Raw genomic sequence first — 25,503 nt, 5'->3', positions numbered from 1 at the left:
CATGACAAACTCGAAGCACGATACTGTATCAAATGGGGCTAACGAAAGTCTAAGTGGTGCGATTCAGCAATACTATGACTTGACCAAACCGCGGGTTGTGATGCTGATAGTGTTTACCGCATTTGTCGGTATGTTGCTAGCGGTCGATGGCATGCCGGACTGGGTTACTGTGGCATTAGCATCTTTGGGTATTGGTCTCGCTGCGTCCTCTGGCGCCGCGATGAATCAGATTATCGACATGCGGGCTGACGCGATTATGGCCCGTACCCAGAATCGTCCACTTTTAACCGGTGGGCTGCAAGTGTGGCAGGCGGTGATTTTCGCTGGCTTACTTTGCGTGCTCGGTATGCTGGTGCTCGTTGTTTGGGTTAATGTCTTAACAGCGGTTCTAACGTTCATATCTATGGTCGGCTATGGGGTAATTTATACTGTCTTCCTTAAACCGGCGACACCGCAGAATATTGTGATCGGCGGTGCGGCTGGAGCGGCACCACCGTTGCTCGGTTGGGTCGCGATGACTAACGCCATCACGCCGGAGGGATGCTTATTATTTTTGGTAATCTTCGCTTGGACGCCGCCGCACTTTTGGGCCTTAGCACTGTATCGGCGAGAAGAATATGCCGCGGCAGGCGTGCCGATGTTGCCGGTCACGCACGGCGAAGAGTTTACCCGCTTACAGATTTTGCTTTATACCTACATTTTGGTGGCAGTAACCTTACTTCCATTCACCATTCATATGTTTGGGGCAATCTATCTAATTGCAGCACTGTATCTGAACGCTCGTTTTATGTTTTATGTATACAAGCTGTACCGCAACTACAGTGATGAGCTTTCGCGCAAGACCTTCTTCTATTCGATAAATTATCTTATGTACCTGTTTGGTGCCATGCTGATTGACCACTATTTATGGGATCGAATACGGTTGTTTTTGATGTCATATGGCTGATTAAATTCAGCAAAATATTTTCCCTGATCGGTTTAACCGGTTCGGTGTTATTGGCGAGCTTACTATTGGTTTGCTGGAGTTTTGAAACGGGCTTTGTTAATTACGTCAGTGCTCAGGAGGAGCGACGACTAAGTCTGATGGCGTTAAATTTTGCTGAGCACTTTGCGGAGAATGGTGGTCATTGGTCCTCCACCATTTTGCTCTAAAGTCAGTAGTTATCAGTTGGTAGATAAGATTTTATAGCTACTAGCAAGGAAACGCTGAACCGGCTTATTTTGTGAATAATACGCGAGAGGCTCGTCGTACCCATTGTCCTAGCGCCTTGATAGCCATGCCAAATTTTCCGGCAATTTCTTCCGGGTTAATGTCTGTATCTACAATTAACTCTGGAGCTAGACGTCGCTTTATCTTGGTGATCGCCGATTTGTCGACTTGGGAAAATTTACTAAAAAGCCATTGGTTAGGAAGATTCCACTGACGGCCCTTGCAGAAACAAGCGACTAAATCGACTAAGATTGGGTCGCCGTCCTGATTGACCAAGGTATTGGTCGGGTTGCGCAGATCATTGTGAGCGACGCCAGCAGCATGCACATTGTCGATTGCTGCGTTGAGCTTGTCGAAAAAGATCGGCCAATCCGGTGTGAATCGATTGAGGTGAGTCACCTGTTCTGCGTCGTGATAGGTCATTAAAAATGAACGCGATGATGGCGTATGTAATAGCGTTGGAACGCAAGCCACAGCGTCTAAGCGACGTAGTGCTTTACACTCTCGCCAATTCAAAATGGGGCCAATCAATAGTGCAAACCATTTATCCGCACCGCCTTGATCTTTCAGTACTGCGCGGTGTCCGTCGATTTCGATCAACATTACATCTGGGCGTGACCCACCACCGGCGCGAAACGACTGTATCGAATGCGCTCGGAGCTGTTCAAGGGAGTAGTTTGACCAATGAAATGACATCAAAGTATGGTAACATCCCGCACTTCGATAAGTCACACTTTCAGTCTTCTATCTGTATCAGACTGCTCCAGAACAGGGCCCCATCTATGCTTGAACTAGACCTTTCAGCGACCACCGCATTAACACCATTAGACGGCCGATATGGCGATAAAGTCGCGGCATTACGGCCCATATTTAGTGAGTTTGGTCTAATAAAATATCGTTCGTTAGTAGAAGTGAAATGGCTGCAAGCACTTGCTGCGGAACAGCATATTGCGGAAGTTCCAAAATTTTCGGATGCCGCAGTCCGGCAACTTGACCAAATCATTGAAACGTTTTCAGTCGCTGATGCCGAAGCCGTAAAGCAGATTGAAGCAACCACCAACCACGATGTGAAAGCGGTTGAATATTTTCTCAAGCAGCGTTGTGAGTCGATTGACGAAGTACACAAAGTCAGTGAGTTTTTTCACTTTGCATGTACTTCCGAAGATATTAATAATTTGTCGTATGCGCTAATGCTCAACGAGGCGCGTGAGCAAGTTGTTGTCCCAACCTTCAAGCAGGTAATTGCCGCTATCGAAGCGTTGGCGAATGATCATGCTGAACTATCTATGTTGGCACGTACGCACGGTCAGCCGGCGTCCCCAACCACGCTCGGTAAAGAGATGCGTAATGTTGTTGCGCGCCTTGAGCGGCAGCTAGCACAGATCAAACAAGTCGAAATTCTCGGTAAGATTAACGGCGCTACAGGTAACTATAATGCTCATGTAGTGGCTTACCCAGAAGTTGATTGGCAAGCATTTTCACAAGGTTTTGTGGAGTCATTAGGTCTCTCTTGGAATCCGCTAACTACGCAAATTGAACCGCATGATTACATGGCGGAATTGTTCCATGCTGTGGTCCGGTTTAACACCATATTGTTGGATTTTGATCGCGATATATGGAGTTATATTTCGATAGGCTATTTCAAACAACGAGTCATTGCTGGTGAGGTCGGGTCATCAACTATGCCGCACAAAGTTAACCCAATCGATTTCGAGAATTCTGAGGGTAATCTTGGCTTAGCTAACGCCGTATTCGAGCACTTAGCGCTTAAGTTGCCGGTTAGTCGCTGGCAACGTGACCTAACCGATTCAACCGTTTTGCGTAACATCGGCGTGGGTTTCGGGTACACCATGCTAGCCTGTGCCGCATCCCTCAAAGGCATTAGTAAGTTAGACGTAAATGCGCAGGCATTAGCCGACGATCTTGACGATAACTGGGCGGTACTTGGCGAAGCCATTCAGACCGTGATGCGTCGTTACGACATTCCTGAGCCTTATGAAAAACTGAAAGCGTTGACGCGTGGTAAAGATGGTATCGATCAATCGACACTAGTCGCATTTATCGAGGCATTGGATGTTCCTCCTGCCGTCAAAGCAGAACTCAAAACATTAACGCCAGCTTCATATGTGGGCTTGGCGGCTAATCTGGCGCGTAGCTAAATGACTGAATTAGTTCGTCTTTCTAAACTTATGTCGCAACGTGGCCTGTGTTCACGTCGCGAGGCTGATAAGCTGATTGAGCAGGGTTTAGTGCGTGTTAACGGCGAAACCGTGAATACGCTGGGTATTAAGTTTCCTGAGAGTGTCGACATTCAGCTGACTCAGCGTGCGCAAGAAATGCAAGACGAGCGCGTGACGATTATGATCAACAAGCCTGTTGGCTATGTGTCTGGTCAAGCGGAGGATGATTATATTCCCGCGGTTCGTTTAATCACCGAAGAAACGCATTCACCAACCGACCAAACCGGTAAGCGTTTGAAGCCGAGTCATTTTCGAGGTCTGGCGCCTGCAGGTCGTTTAGATATTGATTCACAAGGGCTGTTGGTATTAACGCAAGATGGGCGTATCGCTAAGCAGCTTATCGGCCAAGATACTAAGCTTGAAAAAGAATATTTAGTGCGAGTTAGCGGTGACATTAGTGACGAACAAATTGAGCGTTTGACCTTCGGATTGGAGTTAGATGGAAAGCCGTTGAAGCGCGCCAAAGTGCGTCAATTAAATCCTGAGCAGGTTCAAATAATACTGATGGAAGGAAAAAAACGTCAGATTAGGAGAATGTGTGAATTGGTTGGATTGCACGTTACTGGATTGAAACGTGTCCGAGTTGGCGAGCTTCGTTTGGGTAAGTTGGAAGAGGGAATGTGGCGGTTTGTAAGGCCTGAGGAGTTTTTGCATGGAGCCAATAAGCACTCTGGACAAAAGGTGAGTCGAAAGCCTAGGCGTTAGATTTAAGTGATCACAATCATTAACAAATTGTTAATTATTTCTGAAATGTAATAATGTTGTATAGATTTGACCACTTCTGATTCGTCAGAAAAAAGCGCACGCAGTAATTTCGTTCCGTAGCTCGGGGCAAAATGTTGAGTATCTGTGTGACCCTACAACGCTAAATCTCAGGATAAAAATATCATGAAAATGAAAAAAAGTGCTCTTGCGAGCACGCTTTATGGTGCGTCATTAGCCCTACTAACAATGACCTCCAACGCTGTTGTCATGCAAGATGATGCAGCGCAAATAGCAACAACACAATCCACAACCCTTTCTTCCAACTTTGCTCAACGCTTTATCGTTACCTACGACGACAGCAGCGCCAACGCACAACTCCTTACCGCTAATTCAGCATCTACCATGGCCGTCGCGGCAACACGCGCGTCGGGCGTAGGTATGCAGTACTTGCGGAAAACTGCGACTGGTTCGCATGTCTTCAAGCTTGATAAAAAGCTAACTCAACAGCAGGCTCAAGCCGCGATGCTAAAGCTGTCAGCGCAAGCTGGGATTGCTAATGTCGAAGTTGATGAATTGATGCAGCCGATGGCTACCCCGAGCGATCCAAGCTACAACAACCAATGGCATTACTACGAAGCCACTGGTGGTTTGAATCTGCCCGATGCATGGGATACGTCAACGGGTAGCGGTGTGGTAGTTGCTGTACTCGACACAGGCTATACGGCGCATGCGGATTTGCTGCCAAATTTGTTACCTGGCTACGACATGATCAGTGATGCAGGTATTGCTAATGATGGCAATGGTCGTGACTCTGATGCGCGCGATACCGGTGATGCAACGTCCGCCAACGAATGCGGTGATGGTGGCGGTGCTCGTAGTAGTAGCTGGCATGGTTCGCACGTGGCGGGCACCGTGGCAGCGGCCACCAACAATGGTATCGGGGTCGCTGGTGTGGCTTACGATGCCAAGGTGGTACCGGTTAGAGTTCTGGGTAAGTGCGGTGGCTATACTTCGGACATTGCCGATGGCATCATTTGGGCCGCAGGTGGTTCGGTGTCAGGCATACCGAGCAACCCGAATCCAGCTGACGTTATTAACATGAGTCTCGGTGGCAGTGGGTCATGTGGCTCCACTACGCAGGATGCGATAAACCAAGCGGTTAGTTTAGGTGCAACCGTGGTTGTGGCTGCGGGTAACTCCAATACCAATGCGTCCGGTGCTAATCCGGCTAACTGTAACAACGTCGTTACCGTTGCTTCGATCGGTCGATCAGGTTCGCGCGCGTACTACTCAAACTACGGTAGCGTAGTCGATGTTGCGGCTCCTGGTGGAGATCAAAGCACTGGTACCTCAGACGGCGTGTTGTCGACGGTGAATACCGGGTCAGGTGCACCAGCTGGCGACGGCTATGCGTATTTCCAAGGCACCAGCATGGCGGCACCTCATGTCGCTGGCGCTGCGGCCTTGTTGTATGCGGTGGACTCAGGTATTACACCGGCTGAAGTCGAGAGTATTTTGAAGTCGACTGCGCGCAGTTTTCCGGGTTCGTGCTCAAGTTGTGGTAGCGGTATTGTTGATGCTACCGCTGCTGTTGCCGCCGCGTCTGGTACGCCTCCGCCAACAGGTGGTAGTGTGCTAGAAAAAGGCGTGGCTAAAACTGGATTGTCTGGTTCCGCTGCCAACGAGAGACGTTACACGATTGAAGTGCCTGCTGGCGCTACCGATCTAACCATTACTATGTCTGGTGGATCTGGCGATGCTGACTTGTATACTCGCTTTGGTTCCGCTCCTACAACAACGACTTATGATTGTCGTCCATACCTGAGTGGTAACAATGAGTCGTGTTCTGTGGCTTCACCAAGTGCTGGTACCTATCATGTAATGATTCGAGGCTACTCAGCTTATTCGGGCGTATCGATTGTTGCTGATTACACTGCCGGAGGCGGTGGTGGTGGTCAAGCTGACAGCATTGATGAGTCCGGTGTCGCAGGCGCTCGAAACAGTTGGCAGGCATACACATTGGACGTGCCGGCTGGACAGTCGCAACTCTCGGTGCAAATCAGTGGTGGTAGTGGTGACGCAGACCTTTACGTGCGTTACGGTGCTAATCCCACTACGTCTGCTTACGACTGCCGCCCATACCGCAACGGCAACAACGAAACGTGTACTATCAGCAACCCTCAAGCGGGTACTTGGTATATTCGTATTCGTGGATACTCGGCTTACTCTGGAGTACGTCTACAGGCGTCTTCTCAATAATCGGGTGCTGGCTCTATTGATTTAGAGCTAGAAAATCCAATAGGCGGCCAGTCGAGTTTTCGACTGGCCGTTTTTTATTACTGCGCCAATTTACTAATCCCCATTGCGGGCTTACCAGTCACATGGCAATCTTCGCCTATGACTCTACGTAACCAAAAAAATCAGTCGCGTTTACTGCTCAATGCCGATGTCGGTGAGGGTCTAGATACTGATGCCGAACTATTTCTATATCTTGATCAAGCGAATATTGCCTGTGGTGGTCATGCCGGTAGTGCTGAATCGATGCGTCAAGCGGTTGAGGCATGCATCGAAAATATGGTGATTATCGGGGCGCATCCGAGTTACCCTGATATTGAGAATTTTGGTCGCGTGTCTATCGACATAACTCATGATAAGTTGGTGGAATCTATTGTCGCGCAAATTACCGGCCTCGAAGCAATATGTGATCACGCTGGTGCTAAGTTGAGCTACGTTAAGTTTCATGGCGCCTTGTATAACGATATTGCGCGTGATGTCGGTTTGTTTGAAAAGATGGTGCAATTAGTCGCCGCGTACCCGTTACCATTGGCTTTGATGGTATCGGCCACCATGCTAAGCGCGGAGCATCGAGAGACGGCCAAGCGATTTGACCTTACACTGATAGCCGAAGCATTTGCCGACCGACTTTACACGGCGGACGGCGCTCTCACACCTCGAACTGAATCACATGCGGTGCATCAAGACTCGGCGCTGATTTTGGCACAGGCGCAAAGTTTAGTCAGCCGCGGTGCGGTGCTGCTGGCTAACGGTCAGCCACTCAATATTTGCGCGAACAGCGTGTGTCTGCATGGTGACAACCCTGCCTCTGTACGGGCGGTGCGCCAGCTTAGCGCTATACTTAAATGACTGACTCAGTGCTTGTCTCGGAAGTATCGGAAGACAGCTTATTGGTTTCTTGGCGTTTAGCTGCCGGTGAATTGCCGAGCCCGAGGCTTGCTCAATTGATCGGCGGGTTAGGCCAGTATTTAGCATCGACGTATGCCGCTCAGATCTTGAATGTTATACCCGCTTACAACACCTTATTGGTGCAGCGGAAGGTGCTTGGTATCACTGCCGCCGAGTTGACGGATGCGATTCAGCAATGGCTTATTGAATACTCCCCGCATGCGCGCGCCGTGCCACACTGTCATCAGATTGCGGTTTGGTATGACATCAGTGTCGCACCAGATTTGGTAGCGCTGTGCGCGCTGCACCGATTAACCGAGAGCCAGCTGGTCGAGCTACATACCGAGCCGGAATACACTGTATTTGCAGTGGGTTTTCAGCCTGGGTTTGCCTACCTAGGCTACGTAGACGAACGTTTGCAAACACCTCGGCATGCCTCCTTTCGTGCTGAAGTGGCAGCGGGCAGTGTAGCCATCGCAGACCGGCAAACAGCGATCTATCCAAGTGCGTCACCAGGCGGCTGGCAAGTGATTGGCCGAACTCCAACCCCGCCGAATCATGGTCAATTTAGCGCTGGTGATACGGTTCGGTTTATCGCAATAGACCGCGCTGAATACCTAAAGCTTGGTGGTTTGGTTTGAGCTCGCCGCTGATCAGGTTAAAGCGACTCGGTGGTCAGTTATCGATTCAAGACTTTGGTCGCCGTCATTCTATGCAGAATGGTGTTACCGAAGCTGGCGCCGCTGATATCCAAGCTTTTTGCTGGGCTAATAAATTGCTTGATAAGGCAGTGGGCTCGGCAATGTTTGAAATCACCTTAGGCAATCTTGAATTAGAATTTTTGGCTGATTGTCAGGTCGCTATTACCGGCGCTGACTTGAGTGCGACTATTGATGGGGCACCGGTTTTGCCATGGCGTACCTACACTATAAATGCTGGCGGGCGATTGTTATTTGGTTTTCCTAAATCAGGTTTACGGGCATATCTAGCGGTTAATGCTGAATTGGACTTACCGAGTCATTACCAGAGTCATAGTAGCGTGGCGCACGAAAATTTAGTGGGCGCACTTAACTATGTTGTGGGGAAGGTATTTAATGCCGAACAGATTAATCAAGCTACCATGGCGCGTGGCGTCGCTCGTCGCTTTATTCCTGATTATCAGCAGCCTCTCACCGTGGAAGTTATGCTGGGCTATCAATCAGAGGATTTTTCGCAGCAGGCACTCGAGCAATTATTTTTTGCTGACTATACGATTCGACCCGACAGTAATCGCATGGCGTATCGGTTGGAAGGTCCAACGATTAGTCACACTATTCAACAACTCTACTCGGAGGGCATTGCGTATGGTGCTATCCAAATCCCGCCAGATGGCCAGCCGGTGGTTTTACTGAATGACCGTCAAACGATGGGGGGCTACCCTAAAGTGGGTTGCATAACACGACTCTCAGGTTCATCTTTAGCGCAAAGAATGCCCGGCACGTCGGTGAAGTTTGAGCCAGTCACGATTAAGCAGTCGGGTTTGCAATGGACGCGGTTTCTGAGATTTTTTGATGGCCCAGAATAGCCGCATAACGCGGCTTGTAGTCATAAGGTTTTTGCGCAACTGATCCGCGTTGGCCTATCGACCCCCGGGGTCGTATTCCCTAGTTATCGAGAGAATTGCAGGACATGCCCTTTAAACGGATGATCTAAGTAAGTGGTTTGTGTCGGTTTAATATGATCTGAGTGGTAGCCGAAGTCATGCATGAGGTTGCTGAGCTTGTTTTTTCGACCCCGACCTGGATCGACCAAAATAACTTCACAACTTGGTTTTGCATGTGCGTTAATGAAGCCTGCGAGCAATTTAATATGTTGGTCTTCGTACAACAAATCGCTGCCGATAATGAGGTCAAACAGTCCGAGTGTGTCGTTATGATTTGCCCAATCAGATTGCTCATAGGTAATGGCACTGTCCTCATTGAGCTGTGTGTTTCTCAACAAAAATTTACCGACCTCAGGATGGTAGTCGGTGGCGGTGATGTCGGCATTGAGCTTATTTAGCAATAGGCTGCTGAGTGCCATTCCACAGCCTATCTCTAATATTCGTTTGGCTCTGGTGTCGACGCTTGATAAGTGGTGTGCAAGCACTAAACTAGACGGCCAAATCACGCCAAAAATAGGCCACATGGCTGAAGATATTCCCAACTCTTCAGCGATGCCTTCGGGGTCATCAAACTGCTGATTGTCGCGCAAAGTGCAAAGATGAATGTCGGTGTCGCCAAACTCAATCGTTTGGTAGCAATAGCGAAGCTTCGTCATTGAGCAACCTCAGTTGGTGCTGAGTCAGCTATCGAGCGATAAATGACAAAACGGTGAATGTCTACCTAGACTACTCCCTTTAAGCTAAAGCACAAGTTCTATAAGAAACTGGGCGTGAGCCGCTCAGTGTCGATAATTTTGCGTAATTGTAAAATGCAAATGGACCATCGTTGATGCCATCAAGTGCTCTCGAGAGTTAGCAGTTATTGCCGCTATGGAGAGAAGCTACTGGGTTAGTGATAGCACTTCATTAAGCGATGAAATAATGTGTGTGGGGCGTTCTGGAATGTCATCAAAAGCCCGCTCTCGCCGTTGCTGCGAGGGGTCATAGAATACGCCACTCATTCCGGCTCGAATGGCGCCAGCGACATCATTTAAAGCATGGTCGCCGATTTGCCAAGCTTGATGGGGCGCGACATTGGCTCGTGTAAGTGCGAGATCGAACACTGGTTTATGTGGTTTGTGGGCGCGGGCTTGAGCACTGACTATGACGTGGTCAACTTTATGATAGAGATCAAGCTTATTAATCTTACCTAGTTGCACGCGCTCCATCCCATTGGTGATGATTCCGGTAATGTAGCCTTGAGATTGCAAGTCCTGCAGCGTTTGCAAAGCATCATGGTGAAACACCACATTATTCGCACTGAGCTCTAAAAAACGGTCGAACATGGCTTGTGCCAACGTGTGTTGTTCAGTTGCGGGCACGGCATTGATCGCTGCGATACTGGTAGCGAAACACGCGACGAATTGACTTTCCGGAGCTTCATCTCGTTCGAACATTGTCGCCCAAAGATTCGCGGCATTGGCGCGTAGCGATTCGAAAAACGCGGCTTGGTTTTCAATGCCGAGACTGGTTTCGAAATCGAAGTACATTCGCGCAAACAGTTTGGGAACAGGAATTTTATTTTCGATCAGTGTTTCGTCGAGGTCGAAAAAGATCGCTTTAGGTTTGACTGAATTCACAACAATAATTACGGCGTTTGGGTTAATTCGAGCACTCATGCGCAATTACATCGTGAAACGTAAGCGCTGCGACATTAAATTATGCCGCAGGTGAGTTGATGATAATGTTTATTTGCTGGCTGGCGGATTACGTAAAGTTACGTTACCGGTGGCTTCTTCCCAAGCGCGGCGTAACACGAATTTTCGGTCTAAACCTATTGGAATACCGGCGAATTTAATGGCCGTGTAACCGGCGTCGGCAGTGAGGGCTTGATCAGCCACCATGTCGTCTAATGATGTGTCATTGTTGGCTGCGAGTTCCCCGAGCATCGCTAGTTGACTCATGAAGCGTTGATACCCAAGTAAGCCAAGACGGTCGGTGGTGTCACCGTGACCGGGAATGACACGTTCAAAATTTTCAGGTAGCACATTTTCAATGGTCGTTGGCCAAGCTTGTACCGAGCCGCCAGCTTCCAGATCAATGTTGGGATAGTGTTTATTAAAGAATAAGTCGCCCATCACCATGGTGTTTTCCTGCTCTAGAAGCACTACTAAATCGCCGTCGGTATGGCCACGACCGGGATGGATGACGCTGATGGTTTTGTTACCAAGATCAAATTGCTTACGGTCTGAGAAGGTGTCATTGGGGAGCAATAGGGCGGCATCTCCATCCCAGAAATCGGCGTCTAAGGCTTTTAGGTGTGACAAGGTGCGTTCTGTTGAAACCACCGCAGTTCCGGGTTCGAAGCCGGGGTTGCCGTGGGTATGGTCAAGGTGGTAATGGGTGTTAATAAGCAACGCGACTTCGCGGCCGGTCAGTTCTTCGGCTTGTTTGCGAATCAACTTTCCTTGCATCGGAAAAGTCATGCTGTCGATGACTACAGTGCCTTGATCGGTTTTGAGCACGGTGGTGTTGCCACCAATGCCTCGAATGACATAGAGGTCTTCGCTGAGTTGCTCGACTTCAAAGCTACGTACATTCCAGATGACATAACAGACAAAGACGGCAATAAGCAATACGATTAAGCCTGCGGCTCGTTTTAGGAATGTCATCGAAGATTACCTCGGTCTACTTGAACTCTATGATCTCGACACTATAAACGAACCTGAAAATGTAACAAGAGACGCGACCGAACAAATCTACACTCGCGTATTTGTCCCCAGTTGAATAGCTTATTGCTAGCCGAACTTAATGGCATGAAATTCGCACTATGTTAACGGCTTATTGAGCTTGAACTGAGTTGCGCCCCAGTAATTCGTGTTCAATTTCTCGGCAATTTAGGCTTTGCCCCGTTCAGTCCTGCTGATCTGGCTATGATATGATCGGCATCTACTGTGGGGCTTGAGCAACACTTTATGATTGACAACATTCGTTTTAAAAAATTAGAACAAAATACTAGAGAAAATTATGTCTGAAACCAGAATTGAACTCGTGCAATTAGCCAATGGCGATATTGCGCTGCGGCATTCGGACAATCCGGATCAGCCGTTGGTCACGATTAATATTTCGGACCAAGTGCAAGACCTAATGCCAATGGATCGTTTGGATATCGCCCAGTCGATGGTTGAAGCGGGCATTGAACGATATCGTGATATTCAGATCGAGCGCGTTGAGCAGCAAGAACTCGCTGTGGCCTCGGGGATGCTTCATTAGTTATGTGGTACGCCATTATTGCCGATGACGTGGCCGACAGCTTGCCACTGAGAAAAATCCATCGTCCAGCGCACTTGGCACGTTTGACTGCCTTGAATGACGCGGGCAGACTATTGATTGCCGGTCCGCATCCAGCGATTGATGCTATCGATCCAGGTGAAGCTGGGTTTTCCGGTAGCCTAGTCGTGGCCGACTTTGATTCGCTTGAATCAGCGATCACTTGGGCTGAACAAGATCCATATAAACTCAATGGCGTTTACGCTAACGTGCTGGTCAAGCCTTACCTTAAAGTACTGCCATAGCCCCGTGATTTCGACCTTGCCGCTTGAGCTGAAGTTCGTCTAAACAAGTCACTCAAGCAAGCGGCTGACAGATTGCCGCGCTACTAGGTCAGGCCGTTTTATCCATGGATGGTTGCGTGGTTTTATTCTCTTGAAACTGCAGCTCCGATAGTCGTTTATACAGCGGCGAACTGTCTAATAATTCGTTGTGTGTGCCGAGTGCGGCGATATTTCCGTCTTGCATTACGGCGATTTGATCGGCATTTCGAATTGTTGCAAGTCGGTGTGCGATGATAATAGTCGTGCGACCTTGCATAAGATTGTCGAGCGCTTGCTGCACGCGGAATTCGCTTTCAGCGTCGAGCGCTGAGGTGGCCTCGTCCAATAATAGAATTCTTGGGTTTTTGAGAATCGCTCGGGCAATCGCAACACGTTGTTTTTGGCCTCCAGAAAGGCGCACGCCTTGCTCACCGAGGTCGCTTTGATAACCCTCTGGTAATCGTTCAATAAAGTCGTGCGCATTTGCTGCTTTGGCGGCTTCTATGACTTCGGCTTCGCTAGCATTTGGGTTGCCGTATCGAATGTTGTGCAACACGCTACCGCTGAACAACGTTGGAGTCTGTGCCACCACCGCCAGTTGCTCACGAAGGTCTTGTGGAGTAAAGCTTCTCAGGTCCTGGCCGCCAAGCAAAATCTTACCTGCACTCGGGTCGTAAAAACGCTGCAATAGTTCAAATAAGGTTGATTTACCGGCCCCGGAAGGTCCAACTAGCGCTAGCGAACGGCCAGCGGGTATATCAAGAGTGAGTTCGCTGAGAGCGGCCTCATCGGGGCGCGAAGGGTAACAGAAACTGACCTGGTCAAAGTGAATAGCGGCTTCCAGCGGGGCGGCGGGCTGAGGTTTGCCCGGGGCCACAATGAGGCTTTTGATACTCAGCAACTCAAATAGCCGTTCGGCGGCGCCAACCGCTCGTTGTACGTCACCAATTACTTCGGAAATTGTCGCGACTGAGCCGGCCACGATAATTGCGTAGAACACAAAGGCTCCGAGTTCACCAGCAGACATTGCACCACTGATTACATCGTTACCGCCGACCCAGAGCATGGCGGCAATAGCGCTAAAAATAAGCGATATCACCACAGCTATCAGCAGTGCTCGTTGACGAATCCGTCGCTTTGCTGCGGCAAATGCGCCTTCGACGTGTGCGTTAAAGGCGCGCTTTTCGTTATCTTCTTGCGTGTAGCTTTGCACGGTTTTGATTTGTTGGATTATTTCACCAGCGTAGCTGCCAACGCCAGCGATTGACTCTTGGCTTTGCCGCGAGAGGTTACGTACGCGTCTGCCGAACAACATGATAGGCAACAGCACCACAGGCACGCCGGCCAATACAAACGCGCTTAGCTTTAAATTGGTGACGAGTAGCAGAATCATGCCACCGATAAAGGTTAACAACGATCGCAACGCCATGGAGGCGGATGACCCGATTACGGTTTCAAGGAGCGTGGTGTCGGTGGTGAGTCGCGACATGATTTCGCCGCTCCGATTTTCTTCAAAGTAACTCGGATGCAGGGTCAGGAGGTGGTCAAAGACCGCTTGACGAATGTCTGCAGAGACGCGCTCGCCTAACCATGAAACCAAGTAAAATCGAATGTAGGTGCCAATCGACATCAACACGGCGACTCCGATGATGAAAATAGCGGCCCCATTTAATTTGTCAGGCGAGCCAGCTACAAAGCCATCATCAATCAGAAGCTTGACACCTTGGCCCATCGCCAGTGTGACGCCGGCGGTGAACATGAGGGCTAGCCCAGCGCCGACCAGCGTTGCCTTGTAGTGTGAAAGAAATACCGCGAGTTTGCTTAGGACGGTGTAAGTATTGTTCTTCATAGATGAGTGGCTCACGGGTCAGGCTAGGGCTGAATCGGTAGGTTTATAATTACATGGCTTATCTCATACATGGTTACAATTACGTTTTATTCAATTGCTATTGTTTGCGCCACACCTTGAGTGATAATGTTGTCATGAAAAAGTATTTGTTGAACCATTCTTTAATTGGCTTAGCCGTTGGGTTAATGCTGCTGGCTTTATCTGCTTGTTCGGATGCGCCGGTGCTTGATGTTGAGTCTGATCCAGTGTTAACCGAACGTGTGACAATCAGTTTTTCGGACGGCCCGAATAAGGGTGAATACGTTTATCTGGCAAGCGACCTACCGAATGCTGGTGTGTCGCTCAGTTATAGTCAGCCGAACTCGGTAAGCTTTTTTGCTGCATCAGATTTAGTTTCGAATATTGATAACCATACGATCGGGTCATTACGACGATTCACCAAAGGTGAATTAGTTGTTGGTGACAACCTCGCATCTAGTTGGCTTACTAAGCCAACTGCGTTAAAGCAAAATTCAGTGCTAGATTGTGGGCGCCTCGAAATCCGCGATACCGAGAACCTGCGAGATTACCGCGTTGTGTATGGCACGTTTATTAATTGTGGCCCGACTACCATTTCGGAATTAACCGAGTGGCAAGTGGATGAAGTGAGTAATACTCGTTTTCGTCAAGTAGTCGGGCAGTTTTCCGACCGTGTGCGACTGCAGGTTGCTATGGATTCGGCACGCTTTCAAAATATTGAGTCGGCGATATTGGTCGAGTTTTCATTAATTCAGCGCGAACCAATAGCCGCCGCCGCATCAAATTAGCCAGCGTTTTCGACGCTTACCCTTATAAATATCGTTAAATTAGGAGACATTGATATGACGCCAGATATGGCTATACCGGATATGGCAATAATAGGACCAGTAGTTGCCTTGGTCGCGTGGTCGATGATTATGTGGGTATGGATGTACGTAACACGTATTCCAGCGATTCTTGCAGTGAACATGGAATTAGATTCACATGCTCCGCGTGGTCAGCAAATGGCAACCTTACCCGCCAAGGTTCGTTGGAAGGCCGACAACTATAATCATTTAATGGAGCAGCCGACATTGTTCTACGCGCTGGCTATTTCGTTGGCGGTTATCGGTGAAGGCAGCGGAATTAATCTGTATTTTGCCTGGGGCTATGTGGCGCTGCGTATTTTGCATAGCCTAATTCAGTCGTTGACCAACAAGGTCGAGGTCCGTTTTGCTATTTTCATGCTCTCTAACGTGCCGTTGTTGGTACTTACGTATAACGCCGGAATGGTTTTCCTAACCTGAATTGTTCAATCTAGATCAAGCCTACTCGACGTTATGGTTGAAAGGCTTGAATTGAACGGTTTTCCGAGCGTTGCTCGCTTAATCATTGTTTAAGGCTGTCAGCAAGGGGATCTACACCAGTGTTATTTTATTTCAGGGTTTTGTTGTGAGCGGTGCTAAACAGCTAGCTGTTATTGCCTTGTTGTTGTGTGTGCTCAGTGTGTCAGCTGTTTATTATTTTGGTCGATCGTTGTGGTACCCGGTTGTGATTAAAATTCAAGGCAAGCAAACCGTGAGTCAGGTGCTGGAGAAGTATTCTGCTACTACCGACAGCGAGATGCGACCGTTGTTTAGCCAGGCGGGTATTCAATACCCACCAACTAAGTTGGCGTTAATCACCTTCAAGGACGAGCGGTTAATGCACCTATGGGCCGCGAATGATGATGTTCAGTATCAACTGATTGTGTCGTATCCCGTGCTTGCGGCCAGTGGTAAGCTGGGCCCAAAACTTCGCGAAGGTGATCGACAGGTTCCTGAAGGCATGTACCGAATTAGCGGTTTAAATCCGAACAGCAGCTATCATTTATCGATGAAGCTAGATTATCCTAATCAGTTCGATTTAAAGCATGCAAAAATAGAAGGTAGAACCGAGCCTGGTAGCAATATTTTCATTCATGGACGAGCGCGTTCAATTGGGTGTTTGGCGATGGGAGATGAGGTGATTGAGCGCTTATTCACGTTGGTGAATGCGGTCGGTCTAACCAATACCCAAGTGATTATTGCGCCTAGCAATCCGGCACGTGGTCAGCTGGTTAGCCCCGCGGATGCGCCCACTTGGGTTCCTGAGTTGTATCGTGATATTGAGCTGCATTATGCGCAGCTGACTGAGGGTTTCGATCGAGCTTAGAGGGTACTCGTGCAATAATATGTATCGCGTTACACTGATCAAGACTTCCGTGTCTTGATCGCAGGTAAACGTCTTATCAAAGGCTAAAATTAAGCGGTTAATTAGCCACCAAACAAATCACCTAGTTTAGGCATTTCGGGCATGTCTTTGGGTTCAGCGGTGATTTCTGACTTTGCTCCGTTCATACCGAACTCAACTAACTGCGACTCATACCGGCTTTCCTTGCCGTTAGTAGTTGTGGTGCCATCAACCTTGACGGTTCCAAACGGTACTTTGGTCGACAACCATGAGGTGTTGTCACTTTCGACATTAATTTTTTTGAACATAACCTTCATGCTCACACTGCCTTGGCCGCGAATTTTCTGAGCACTAAAGTCGCCGGCAGGGACAGTGACCGATTCATTGCCAAGTGATTCGAAATCAAATTCAATTTCGGTGTTGAATGCTTTCATCACGCCGGCCATCATGCCGTCAGTATCGCCCATACGCATTGGCGCTTCGTTACCGCTTTGAACAATGGTTTCTACACCAAAGCCACGAAGGTTGTTGAGTACGTTGGCTGGATCGGCTTTGAGCGTGGATTCTGGAATGAGAGTCTTAATTATTGCGCGGTCGCCTTGGGGTTTACGCTTGCCCTTTTTTGAAATTTTGTAAGAATCCATGGCTACCTCAATCCAATAATATGCTTTGCCATCACGCACTTCACGCTCTAGCATAGAGGTTCTAATGCTGGAACCAGTTTGTCGGCCTTTAGCATCGGTCTCTGTGTCCTCGCGTAATTGCCAGCTGCCGGATGGGGTTGATGCCAGTAGATTAAAATCGACTTGCGCGTTAGCGGGTTTGAACGAGACTAGCGCGATTGCAACGAGTGTTGATAAAACAATCATCAGGTTTTTCATATGGGGCTCCAAAAAAATTAATATAGTTATGCGTGCGGTTACGAAGTTAGCGTTGCACATCACGAAATATTAGTGCAAAAATGTGACAATCCTCTCACGCCGCATTAGGCTACACTTATCGTTTGTTTCATGCGGGCTGAATGGTCAGCCGCTTACTTAGCCATTTACTCAGCACTATAGTATTTTATTGGAACATAGAAACCCGATTCGGCGCAAACAGTTCGCTGATGAAGCCTTTGAACTGCGAGACTAAACGTAACCTTTATTATTCATGCCTAGACTTTCATCTATCGAGATACGTAAACAGTATCTACATTTCTCAGCGGCGCATTTCACCATCTTTTCAGCCACTGAGCGTGAGCGATTGCACGGACACAATTGGCGTCTAGGCGTAGAAATAACGGGTGAAATCGATGCCAATGGCCTGTGTTTTGATTACGCGATATATAAGAAGATCCTCAAGGACTTATGCCATCAATATGATGAATACACCTTGATTGCCGATCATTCGCCGTATCTGCAGATAAGTGAAGACGAAGAATTCTACTTTGTCACGCATAACCACCGAACCCAACCGTTGTTAAAAACAGATACGCTGTTATTGCCGGTTAAGAACATTACGATTGAAGAGCTGGCCAACTATTTTCTCAAGCTTTTAACTGACGACCGTGAGCGCTTAGAAGAGTTGAAGATTTACCGCTTTGAGGTGCGAGTCTCGTCTGGACCGGATCAATGGGGCATTGCTCGTTGGGACCGTTTGGCGGAGGCCAATGATGTCTGAGTTCGCTATTTCGGATTCACTACTGCAGGAACGACGCGAACGAGTTTTTCTGGTATTAGCGGGTTTTTTTCTGTGTGCGATGACCTTGCTGAATGTCATCGGCATTACGCGTTTTGTGCAAGTGGGGCCGATGCAGCTGGCGGTTGGTGTACTTGCTTACCCGCTGACATTCCTTTGCACTGACTTGATTTCTGAGCTTTATGGTCGCGCTCGTGCCAATTTCATGGTTACAGTCGGCTTGGTCCTGAATATATTTATTCTTGCGGTGATGTGGCTAGGTAACGCTTTGCCGGCGGTCGATGTTGCGGTGCAAGCGCCTTGGCAGACATTGCCGCTGGCGGATGATGTTGGCTTACCAAACGGCACTAGCGTGCGCGGCGACGTTGAGTTGTTTGCGCTTATCTATGCGACCACGGCTGGTGCTGTTCTGGCCTCAATGGTGGCGTATATACTGGCGCAATATGTCGATGTCTTTCTGTTTCATTGGATCAAACAAAAAACCAAAGGCAAACATCTTTGGTTGCGCAACAATGGCAGTACCATTGTCAGTCAAGGCGTTGATTCGGTCACCGTGATCTTAGTTACGTTTGGCGCTGCCATTGTTGCTGGTGACATGGCGTGGCAGGCGGTGCTTGGCCTGATGCTAAGCAATTATCTATTTAAGTTGTGTTCAGCCTTAGCGGATACTCCGATAATCTATGGATTAGTCCACGTTCTAAGGCCCTATTTGGGCTTAAATAAGCAGCCCTCAGGAGAAATATGATGAACCAGGTTCTAGTTATTAGCGGTGCGAGCAAAGGCATTGGTTGGGCGACCGCCAAGCGCTATCTTCAAGCAGGGTTTCGTGTCATCAACCTGTCTCGCTCGCCCTGCGAGTTGCCGGAGGTCAGTAATTTATCGGTAGACTTGTTGGACCCAAATTGGGAGCAGCAGCATACTGACGCGCTGCTAGACTTGGTTGGCGAGCCTGAAAAACTGGTGTTAGTGCACAATGCGGCGATGATGACTAAGGAGACGGTTCAAACGTTAGAGAGTGAGACCTTACGACGCGTGATGGAGCTAAATGTAGTGGCGCCAGCGGCCTTGAATCGCCTGTTAATACCTCGGATGAAAACGGGTTCATCTATTATTTATATTAGCTCTACCTTGGGTCGGAAAGCGGTCGCGAATACACATGCTTACGTTGTGTCGAAACACGCGGCAATTGGCCAGATGCGTGCAACCTGTCAAGATCTTGCTGGGACTCTAATTCATACGGCTGCGGTTTGCCCAGGTTTTACCGAAACCGAGATGTTGAAAGAGCATTTAGGGGCACATCCAGAGGTATACCAACAAATCACCGCGGGTATCGCACACAAGCGTTTGGCCCAACCCGAGGAGATTGCTGAAACAATTTGGTTTGCAAGCCAAAATCCCGTGCTCAATGGTGCCATTATTGATGCAAATCTAGGGCAAATAGAAGTGTGAGTAAGCTCGATCCAGCGCTTGAGGCTTGGCGTGCAAGAGGAAGCTTCTATTCAGTTAAGCCGTTAGCATTACACGTTTTTGCACTCGACCTTGGTGACTCTGGTGCCAGTTCTGATGATACGCTGCTGCTATTGCATGGCTTTCCTGAGTCATCTTTTTCATTTAATAAGGTTGTTGATGGTCTCCGCAATACGTTTGCGCGGATCGTGCTACTCGATATGCCCGGATATGGCTTTAGCGATAAGCCAGGTGCGGAATACAGTTACTCACTGGTGCCTCAAGCTGACTCGGTATTGCAAGTTTGGCAGCAATTGGGTGTGCGCGGAGGTCATGTACTGAGTCACGACATGGGTACTAGCGTGCTGACTGAGTTGGTGGCGCGGCATGTGAACCGCCAGTTGCCAGCGAGCTTTAGTGATGGCCTAAAGAGTATTACTTTTACCAATGGCAGCATGGTACTGAAATTGGCGAAACTCCGATTGATGCAAAAACTCTTGTTGAATAAAGCGGTCGGTCCGCTTGTGAGTTCGCAGGCAAGGTATGCAGTATTTCGTCAGACTGTGTTGAGTGGGCATGGTGTCGGCATTGGTTCCCCCGGTGGCTTGAGCGAACAAGATATTCAATTATTGTGGCAAGGTTGCACGCTGCAAAACGGTCACCAAAAAAATCATCACTTGATACGTTATCTTAATGATCGTAAACGTTTTGAGTCGACACGTTGGCTACCAGCATTGAAGTTGCTTGATGGCGACGTACCGATACATATATGTTGGGGCGATGCAGACCAGGTAGCCAGAGTTGAAATGGCGCATTACCTACAGGCGCAGATCTGCCCATCGGCAAGTTTGTCAATCATGCCGAGTGCCGGACATTTCTGCCAGCTCGGGAGTCCGGCGCTGTGGCTTGACACGGTTAGTCAGTTCTTTGGTGATTTATCATCATTCCGCGTTTAGAATTGTGCTTCTAAGGTGTTTGTCGGACTCACAGCAACACCGTATAATCGAATTCTTGTGTGTCAAAAGGCACTCGAATTCTAACCTCAATGCTGAGACAGCTGACCTGACGAGTTATCATTGTTCGACGTGAAAAACACACCTGCCCACCTCGATATTCTCGATTCCCATTCACTTGCTACGGCAAGTTTAGAGAATCTGTACCGTATCTTCACGGTTCCGGAAGCACCTAACAGTACGTTGGGCGCTATTGATAAAGAAATTTCGGATAATCTGATGGGCTTTCTTACTGATCGTATTGTTGCTCGGGAGCGCTCGTTAAAAGCAATTGAAGCTGATTTTTCTGGTAGTCAAATTCCTGAAGTGCCACAGTTTGTTTCTGACTACACTGATTTTGTGCTAGAGAAGCTGGTTGCGCAATCGGTGCATACGGCCGCGCCAGGCTTTATTGGTCACATGGCGACACCACTGCCTTACTTTATGTTGCCGTTGTCGCGCATCATGGTGGCGTTAAATCAAAATCTAGTCAAAATTGAAACCTCTAAAGCGTTCACACCACTAGAAAGGCAAGTGCTGGGAATGCTGCATGGCATGGTGTACGAGCAGAGTGATGAGTTCTACGCTGAGAATTTACACAATAGTGAACGAGCATTAGGTTCGTTTTGTTCGGGCGGAACTACTGCAAATATCACCGCGCTATGGGTTGCTAGAAATCGAATGTTTCGCCCGACAGAAGGTTTTCAGGGGCTCGCAAAAGAGGGTATTGCCGCGGCGATGGCGCATGCCAATTATGACCGACTCGCAATCGTTGTGTCAGAACGCGGGCACTACTCGTTAAGTAAAGCCGCTGATGTGCTCGGCATAGGTCGGAACAACGTTATTTCAGTGCCAACCGATGCCTCGTCGAAAATCAGTCTTGACGCGTTGCGTGCTACGTGTGCTGAGCTAACAGCTAACGGCACTGGAATTGTATCTATTGTGGGTATTGCTGGTGCCACTGAAACCGGTCAAGTCGACCCGTTGACCGAGATGGCGGCAGTAGCCCAAGAGTTTGGCACCCATTTTCATGTCGATGCGGCGTGGGGCGGGCCGACCTTGTTGTCGAACACCTATAAACATATTTTAAAGGGCATTGAGTTGGCTGACTCGGTGACCATTGATGCGCACAAGCAATTGTATGTGCCGATGGGCGCGGGCATGGTGGTGTTTAAAAACCCGAGTGCACTTGGAGCGGTTGAGCACCATGCTGAGTATATTTTACGCGCAGGGTCAAAAGATCTAGGGCAATATTCAATTGAAGGCAGTCGTCCTGGAATGGCGATGTTAGTTCACGCTGCATTTCATATTATTGGGCGCAAAGGCTACGAAATAATTATTGATCAGAATGTGCAGAAGGCTAAAACTTTTGCTCGTATGATTGCCGCGCATCCTGATTTCGAACTGATTACCGACCCAGAACTGAACATACTTAATTATCGATACGTGCCGGCGGCGGTACAAGCCAAGTTGGCGGCTGTTGATACCGAGGCGCAAAAGGTGATTAATGACGTACTGGATCGCGCCAATCGACGTATGCAAAAACAGCAGCGTGCCGCGGGTAAAACTTTTGTATCACGTACACGTTTTTCGCAGCATCGTTACGGCGGCCAGCCGGTGTCGGTGTTCAGAGTGGTGATGGCGAATCCAATGACGACACTCGAAACACTGCAAATCATCTTGGATGAGCAAGTCGAATTGGCCGGTCGTGAGGGCACTAAAGCAATTTTGGCAGAAATACCGCTCGAGTCTTAAGCGTTAGTAAGTGACGTAGTAGTGGCAATCTAAAGTTGTCGTTGTAGTGGTAGAGCGGTCGTGTTTTTAATTTCAGTAACCGCCATGTGTGAGTGAATTTCGCCGATATTGGGCACCTCGACCAGTAGTTGATTACGCACAAATATTTCATAGTGGCGAATGTCTTTCACCACAACTTTTAGCATGTAATCCCACGCTCCAGTCATGGTGTAGCACTCTACTACTTCGTCTAACTTGGCGACCGCGGATTCAAACATCTCCATATTTTGTCGACCAGCTTGGCTCAAATTAATTGTCGTAAACGCAACTAAATCCATCCCCACTGCCTCACGATTAATAATCGCGACTTTTTTCTCAATAATGCCTTCTTGCTCTAAGCGGTTAATGCGCCGCCAACAAGGTGATTGACTCATATTCAGCTGTTCAGCGATGTCGGCAGAGCTGCGATCAGCGTTGTTTTGCAGTATTTCTAGAATCTTAATGTCTTGAAGGCTTAATTCGGTCATATTTATTCGTTAATTTGGCTATCTGGGTCTAATTTAGACTGCTCGGCTTGCAAAGTCGACTCGCAAAGCATAATTTTTGCACTCACTCATCGATATAATTCGCCAATAATAAAATTAAGGTCGAGGATCGACGTACCGATACCCCGATCGAGCTCTAATTCATAGCTGACCTGAAGTCGCAGGACGTCCGGTTAGAATTGACGTGCTAATCAGAGATCGCAGCGCTAATGACTACGCGATTTCGCCATTTAAAAGGAGACTCATGTGAGTACCATTGCCCCATTGCACCTAAGGGTGCCAGAACCTGGTTGCCGTCCAGGGGATGAGCCTGACTTTTCTGATTTTGTTATTCCCAAAGCTGGCGCAGTCGCTAAGCCAGATGTCGATGTCGATCCAAACACAATCCGAGACATGGCATTTTCAATTATTCGTGTGCTCAACGAAGACGGCGAAGCGGTCGGTCCATGGGCTGGCACCTTGTCGAGCGACGAGTTGATTGACGGGCTACGCCATATGTTGACTCTGCGTATTTTTGATGAGCGAATGATGACTGCGCAGCGTCAAGGGAAAACCAGTTTCTATATTCAGCATTTAGGTGAAGAGGCGGTTAGTTGTGCTTTTCGAATGGCCTTAGAAAAGGGCGATATGAATTTCCCAACTTACCGTCAAGCTGGCTTGTTAATAGCCGGCGGGTATCCGATGGTCGAGATGATGAATCAGATCTACTCGAATGCGATGGACCCCTTACACGGGCGTCAGTTGCCAATCATGTACTCGTCAAAAGAACATGGTTTTTTCAGTATCTCCGGCAACTTAGGAACTCAGTTTATGCAGTCTGTAGGATGGGCGATGGCATCGGCTATATCGGGTGATACGCGAATCGCTACTGGCTGGATAGGTGACGGGTCTACGGCGGAAAGTGATTTTCATGCAGCATTGGTTTTTGCTTCTACTTATCATGCTCCAGTGGTGCTGAATATTGTTAATAACCAATGGGCGATTTCGACCTTTCAAGGTATCGCTCGCGGTGATGTTGGCACGTTTGCAGCGCGTGGTCATGGGTTTGGTATTCCGGCGGTTCGCGTCGATGGCAATGACTATTTGGCGGTGCATGCTGTGGCTAAATGGGCCTCAGAACGTGCGCGTGCTGGTCATGGTCCAACGCTGATCGAGCATGTTACCTACCGCGCCGGTGGGCATTCGTCGTCAGATGATCCGTCAGCCTATCGAGCTAAAGAAGAAAGCGCTGCGTGGCCGTTAGGTGACCCAATAGAACGATTGAAAACGCACTTAATTCGAGTCGGCGCTTGGTCTGACGAGCAACATGCTGACGCTGAACAGGAAATTCGCGCCTCGGTAGTGGCCGCCCAAAAAGAAGCAGAAGCGAACGGTACCCTAGGGTCTGGAAAGCTACCCTCACCACGCGATATGTTTGAAGGTGTATACGAAACCATGCCACCGCACTTAGTGCGTCAACGTCAGGAAGCGGGGTACTAGATCATGACACGTATGACAATGATTGAAGCGATTCGCGATGCCCACGATGTGGCAATGGAGCGCGATGAACGAGTCGTCGTCTTCGGTGAAGACGTTGGCTATTTTGGTGGCGTATTCCGCTGTACGGCGGGCTTACAGAAAAAGTACGGAAGAACGCGTTGTTTTGACGCGCCAATTAGTGAGCTTGGCATCGTTGGCGCGGCGGTTGGCATGGCGTCTTACGGTTTACATCCGGTAGTCGAAATTCAATTTGCTGACTATGTTTACCCTGCGATTGACCAAATTGCGTCAGAAGCGGCTCGACTTCGATACCGTTCGGCTGGTGACTTTACTTGTCCATTGGTTATTCGCATGCCTACTGGCGGTGGAATATTTGGGGGTCAAACTCACAGTCAGTCACCCGAAGCGTTCTTTACTCATGTTAGTGGTCTGAAGACGGTGATGCCGTCGAACCCGCAAGACGCAAAAGGCTTGCTATTGGCCGCGATTGAAGATCCTGATCCGGTAATTTTTCTGGAACCGAAGCGTTTATATAATGGTCCGTTTGATGGTCATCATGACCAACCAATTGTGCCTTGGAAGAAACATGATTTAGGCGAAGTCGATGACGGGTATTACGTGACTCCGCTCGGTAAAGCTGCGGTACGCCGCGCTGGTGAAGCGGTTACGATTTTAGCTTATGGCACCATGGTTTATGTTGCCGAAGCCGCCGCCGATGAAGCCGGTATTGATGCTGAGATTATCGACCTAAGAACGTTATTGCCTCTGGACCTAGATACGATCACCGAGTCGGTACAAAAGACCGGTCGCTGTTTAGTAGTGCACGAAGCAACTAAAACTGGGGGCTTCGGAGCCGAGCTGATGGCACAGGTGCAAGAGCATTGTTTTTACCACCTTGAGTCACCGGTCATTCGAGTAACCGGTTGGGATACGCCATACCCACATGCGCAAGAGTGGGATTATTTTCCTGGGCCAGCGCGTGTCGTTGCCGCCCTGCACCAGTTGATGGAGGATTAAG

At 48.7% G+C, this 25,503-nt stretch carries 26 protein-coding genes; 19 read left to right on the top strand and 7 right to left on the bottom strand.

What is annotated here, in order from left to right; translation table 11 throughout:
• The first annotated feature begins 1 nt into the window (after position 1).
• A complete protein-coding gene (gene cyoE, locus DFR28_RS02285) occupies positions 2–946 on the top strand; it encodes a heme o synthase (protein ID WP_113952679.1) in 945 nt (314 codons plus the stop codon).
• Positions 947–1,216: 270 nt separating this feature from the next.
• Here cyoE and DFR28_RS02275 read toward each other — a convergent pair whose 3' ends face one another.
• Entirely contained in the window at positions 1,217–1,942 is a 726-nt protein-coding gene (locus DFR28_RS02275; protein ID WP_147250906.1) for a hypothetical protein, read from the bottom strand.
• 50 nt (positions 1,943–1,992) lie between these two features.
• On the opposite strand from DFR28_RS02275, the gene purB reads away from it, so the two are divergent.
• From purB to DFR28_RS02245, 6 genes are all read left to right on the top strand, one after another.
• Positions 1,993–3,369, top strand: coding sequence for an adenylosuccinate lyase (purB, locus tag DFR28_RS02270; protein ID WP_113952676.1), 1,377 nt, complete (start codon positions 1,993–1,995; stop codon positions 3,367–3,369).
• Positions 3,370–4,155 carry a pseudouridine synthase gene (locus DFR28_RS02265; protein WP_113952675.1) on the top strand — a complete coding sequence of 262 codons (786 nt, stop codon included), beginning with the start codon at positions 3,370–3,372 and terminating at the stop codon, positions 4,153–4,155.
• 183 nt (positions 4,156–4,338) lie between these two features.
• Entirely contained in the window at positions 4,339–6,414 is a 2,076-nt protein-coding gene (locus DFR28_RS19970; RefSeq protein WP_211316817.1) for a S8 family peptidase, read from the top strand.
• Between the two features lie 138 nt (positions 6,415–6,552).
• Positions 6,553–7,299 (top strand): 5-oxoprolinase subunit PxpA, encoded by a 747-nt coding sequence (locus DFR28_RS02255; protein ID WP_113952674.1) that lies wholly within the window; start codon positions 6,553–6,555, stop codon positions 7,297–7,299.
• Positions 7,296–7,979 (top strand): 5-oxoprolinase subunit B family protein, encoded by a 684-nt coding sequence (locus DFR28_RS02250; protein ID WP_113952673.1) that lies wholly within the window; start codon positions 7,296–7,298, stop codon positions 7,977–7,979. The genes DFR28_RS02255 and DFR28_RS02250 overlap by 4 nt, the downstream gene beginning before the upstream one ends.
• Complete coding sequence (locus DFR28_RS02245; RefSeq protein ID WP_113952672.1) at positions 7,976–8,902, top strand: 5-oxoprolinase subunit C family protein; 927 nt, start codon at positions 7,976–7,978, stop codon at positions 8,900–8,902. The genes DFR28_RS02250 and DFR28_RS02245 overlap by 4 nt, the downstream gene beginning before the upstream one ends.
• An 83-nt stretch (positions 8,903–8,985) precedes the next feature.
• On the opposite strand, the gene DFR28_RS02240 is transcribed toward DFR28_RS02245, so the two are convergent.
• The 3 genes from DFR28_RS02240 to DFR28_RS02230 all read right to left on the bottom strand — a co-directional run bounded on the left by DFR28_RS02240 (position 8,986) and on the right by DFR28_RS02230 (position 11,631).
• Entirely contained in the window at positions 8,986–9,636 is a 651-nt protein-coding gene (locus DFR28_RS02240) for a class I SAM-dependent methyltransferase (RefSeq protein WP_113952671.1), read from the bottom strand.
• A gap of 225 nt (positions 9,637–9,861) precedes the next feature.
• A complete protein-coding gene (locus tag DFR28_RS02235; protein ID WP_113952670.1) occupies positions 9,862–10,638 on the bottom strand; it encodes an HAD family hydrolase in 777 nt (258 codons plus the stop codon).
• A 69-nt stretch (positions 10,639–10,707) separates the two neighbouring features.
• Positions 10,708–11,631, bottom strand: coding sequence for an MBL fold metallo-hydrolase (locus DFR28_RS02230; protein WP_113952669.1), 924 nt, complete (start codon positions 11,629–11,631; stop codon positions 10,708–10,710).
• 355 nt (positions 11,632–11,986) lie between these two features.
• Between DFR28_RS02230 and DFR28_RS02225 the strand changes: the two genes are divergently transcribed.
• Complete coding sequence (locus DFR28_RS02225) at positions 11,987–12,232, top strand: hypothetical protein (protein WP_113952668.1); 246 nt, start codon at positions 11,987–11,989, stop codon at positions 12,230–12,232.
• A gap of 2 nt (positions 12,233–12,234) precedes the next feature.
• The gene (locus DFR28_RS02220) at positions 12,235–12,534 is read left to right on the top strand and encodes a YciI family protein (protein ID WP_113952667.1); all 300 of its coding nucleotides are present in this window, start codon (positions 12,235–12,237) and stop codon (positions 12,532–12,534) included.
• 88 nt (positions 12,535–12,622) lie between these two features.
• Here DFR28_RS02220 and DFR28_RS02215 read toward each other — a convergent pair whose 3' ends face one another.
• A complete protein-coding gene (locus DFR28_RS02215) occupies positions 12,623–14,401 on the bottom strand; it encodes an ABC transporter transmembrane domain-containing protein (RefSeq protein WP_113952666.1) in 1,779 nt (592 codons plus the stop codon).
• Positions 14,402–14,535: 134 nt separating this feature from the next.
• Between DFR28_RS02215 and DFR28_RS02210 the strand changes: the two genes are divergently transcribed.
• From DFR28_RS02210 to DFR28_RS02200, 3 genes are all read left to right on the top strand, one after another.
• Positions 14,536–15,207, top strand: a complete 672-nt coding sequence (locus DFR28_RS02210; protein WP_147250905.1) for a hypothetical protein — start codon at positions 14,536–14,538, stop codon at positions 15,205–15,207.
• Between the two features lie 54 nt (positions 15,208–15,261).
• Entirely contained in the window at positions 15,262–15,705 is a 444-nt protein-coding gene (locus DFR28_RS02205) for an MAPEG family protein (protein ID WP_211316816.1), read from the top strand.
• A 244-nt stretch (positions 15,706–15,949) separates the two neighbouring features.
• A complete protein-coding gene (locus DFR28_RS02200; RefSeq protein ID WP_211316815.1) occupies positions 15,950–16,591 on the top strand; it encodes a L,D-transpeptidase family protein in 642 nt (213 codons plus the stop codon).
• A 101-nt stretch (positions 16,592–16,692) separates the two neighbouring features.
• Here the strand turns inward: DFR28_RS02200 and DFR28_RS02195 are convergent, their stop codons facing one another.
• On the bottom strand, positions 16,693–17,490 hold the full coding sequence (locus tag DFR28_RS02195) for a hypothetical protein (protein ID WP_113952664.1): 798 nt from the start codon (positions 17,488–17,490) through the stop codon (positions 16,693–16,695).
• A 271-nt stretch (positions 17,491–17,761) separates the two neighbouring features.
• Between DFR28_RS02195 and DFR28_RS02190 the strand changes: the two genes are divergently transcribed.
• The 5 genes from DFR28_RS02190 (at position 17,762) to panP (ending at position 22,482) form a co-directional block, all read left to right on the top strand.
• On the top strand, positions 17,762–18,271 hold the full coding sequence (locus tag DFR28_RS02190) for a 6-pyruvoyl trahydropterin synthase family protein (RefSeq protein WP_113952663.1): 510 nt from the start codon (positions 17,762–17,764) through the stop codon (positions 18,269–18,271).
• Complete coding sequence (locus DFR28_RS02185; RefSeq protein WP_113952662.1) at positions 18,264–19,034, top strand: queuosine precursor transporter; 771 nt, start codon at positions 18,264–18,266, stop codon at positions 19,032–19,034. Before DFR28_RS02190 ends, DFR28_RS02185 begins: the two co-directional genes overlap by 8 nt.
• Positions 19,034–19,738: an SDR family NAD(P)-dependent oxidoreductase gene (locus DFR28_RS02180; protein WP_211316814.1), complete on the top strand. Its 705-nt coding sequence runs from the start codon at positions 19,034–19,036 to the stop codon at positions 19,736–19,738. The genes DFR28_RS02185 and DFR28_RS02180 overlap by 1 nt, the downstream gene beginning before the upstream one ends.
• A complete protein-coding gene (locus DFR28_RS02175; protein WP_113952660.1) occupies positions 19,735–20,691 on the top strand; it encodes an alpha/beta fold hydrolase in 957 nt (318 codons plus the stop codon). Before DFR28_RS02180 ends, DFR28_RS02175 begins: the two co-directional genes overlap by 4 nt.
• Before the next feature lie 129 nt (positions 20,692–20,820).
• Positions 20,821–22,482, top strand: coding sequence for a pyridoxal-dependent aspartate 1-decarboxylase PanP (gene panP, locus DFR28_RS02170; protein WP_245941723.1), 1,662 nt, complete (start codon positions 20,821–20,823; stop codon positions 22,480–22,482).
• Positions 22,483–22,511: 29 nt separating this feature from the next.
• Here panP and DFR28_RS02165 read toward each other — a convergent pair whose 3' ends face one another.
• A complete protein-coding gene (locus tag DFR28_RS02165) occupies positions 22,512–22,988 on the bottom strand; it encodes an Lrp/AsnC family transcriptional regulator (protein ID WP_113952659.1) in 477 nt (158 codons plus the stop codon).
• Positions 22,989–23,252: 264 nt separating this feature from the next.
• On the opposite strand from DFR28_RS02165, the gene DFR28_RS02160 reads away from it, so the two are divergent.
• Positions 23,253–24,485 carry a 3-methyl-2-oxobutanoate dehydrogenase (2-methylpropanoyl-transferring) subunit alpha gene (locus DFR28_RS02160; protein WP_113952658.1) on the top strand — a complete coding sequence of 411 codons (1,233 nt, stop codon included), beginning with the start codon at positions 23,253–23,255 and terminating at the stop codon, positions 24,483–24,485.
• A 3-nt stretch (positions 24,486–24,488) separates the two neighbouring features.
• A complete protein-coding gene (locus tag DFR28_RS02155) occupies positions 24,489–25,502 on the top strand; it encodes an alpha-ketoacid dehydrogenase subunit beta (protein ID WP_113952657.1) in 1,014 nt (337 codons plus the stop codon).
• Position 25,503: the final 1 nt, after the last annotated feature.

It is taken from the genome of Arenicella xantha, assembly GCF_003315245.1.
Taxonomy (GTDB): domain Bacteria; phylum Pseudomonadota; class Gammaproteobacteria; order Arenicellales; family Arenicellaceae; genus Arenicella; species Arenicella xantha.
Note: the sequence above shows the minus strand (reverse complement) of the source record. Positions and strands in the feature narration are given on the sequence as shown.

Excerpts from the sequence above, each read along its gene's own strand:
- cyoE (WP_113952679.1), top strand. The coding sequence starts at position 2 with ATGACAAACTCGAAGCACGATACTGTATCAAATGGGGCTAACGAAAGT.
- purB (WP_113952676.1), top strand. The coding sequence starts at position 1,993 with ATGCTTGAACTAGACCTTTCAGCGACCACCGCATTAACACCATTAGAC.
- DFR28_RS02265 (WP_113952675.1), top strand. The coding sequence starts at position 3,370 with ATGACTGAATTAGTTCGTCTTTCTAAACTTATGTCGCAACGTGGCCTG.
- DFR28_RS19970 (WP_211316817.1), top strand. The coding sequence starts at position 4,339 with ATGAAAATGAAAAAAAGTGCTCTTGCGAGCACGCTTTATGGTGCGTCA.
- DFR28_RS02255 (WP_113952674.1), top strand. The coding sequence starts at position 6,553 with ATGACTCTACGTAACCAAAAAAATCAGTCGCGTTTACTGCTCAATGCC.
- DFR28_RS02250 (WP_113952673.1), top strand. The coding sequence starts at position 7,296 with ATGACTGACTCAGTGCTTGTCTCGGAAGTATCGGAAGACAGCTTATTG.
- DFR28_RS02240 (WP_113952671.1), bottom strand. The coding sequence starts at position 9,636 with ATGACGAAGCTTCGCTATTGCTACCAAACGATTGAGTTTGGCGACACC.
- DFR28_RS02235 (WP_113952670.1), bottom strand. The coding sequence starts at position 10,638 with ATGAGTGCTCGAATTAACCCAAACGCCGTAATTATTGTTGTGAATTCA.
- DFR28_RS02230 (WP_113952669.1), bottom strand. The coding sequence starts at position 11,631 with ATGACATTCCTAAAACGAGCCGCAGGCTTAATCGTATTGCTTATTGCC.
- DFR28_RS02225 (WP_113952668.1), top strand. The coding sequence starts at position 11,987 with ATGTCTGAAACCAGAATTGAACTCGTGCAATTAGCCAATGGCGATATT.
- DFR28_RS02220 (WP_113952667.1), top strand. The coding sequence starts at position 12,235 with ATGTGGTACGCCATTATTGCCGATGACGTGGCCGACAGCTTGCCACTG.
- DFR28_RS02215 (WP_113952666.1), bottom strand. The coding sequence starts at position 14,401 with ATGAAGAACAATACTTACACCGTCCTAAGCAAACTCGCGGTATTTCTT.
- DFR28_RS02210 (WP_147250905.1), top strand. The coding sequence starts at position 14,536 with ATGAAAAAGTATTTGTTGAACCATTCTTTAATTGGCTTAGCCGTTGGG.
- DFR28_RS02205 (WP_211316816.1), top strand. The coding sequence starts at position 15,262 with ATGACGCCAGATATGGCTATACCGGATATGGCAATAATAGGACCAGTA.
- DFR28_RS02195 (WP_113952664.1), bottom strand. The coding sequence starts at position 17,490 with ATGAAAAACCTGATGATTGTTTTATCAACACTCGTTGCAATCGCGCTA.
- DFR28_RS02190 (WP_113952663.1), top strand. The coding sequence starts at position 17,762 with ATGCCTAGACTTTCATCTATCGAGATACGTAAACAGTATCTACATTTC.
- DFR28_RS02185 (WP_113952662.1), top strand. The coding sequence starts at position 18,264 with ATGTCTGAGTTCGCTATTTCGGATTCACTACTGCAGGAACGACGCGAA.
- DFR28_RS02180 (WP_211316814.1), top strand. The coding sequence starts at position 19,034 with ATGAACCAGGTTCTAGTTATTAGCGGTGCGAGCAAAGGCATTGGTTGG.
- DFR28_RS02165 (WP_113952659.1), bottom strand. The coding sequence starts at position 22,988 with ATGACCGAATTAAGCCTTCAAGACATTAAGATTCTAGAAATACTGCAA.
- DFR28_RS02155 (WP_113952657.1), top strand. The coding sequence starts at position 24,489 with ATGACACGTATGACAATGATTGAAGCGATTCGCGATGCCCACGATGTG.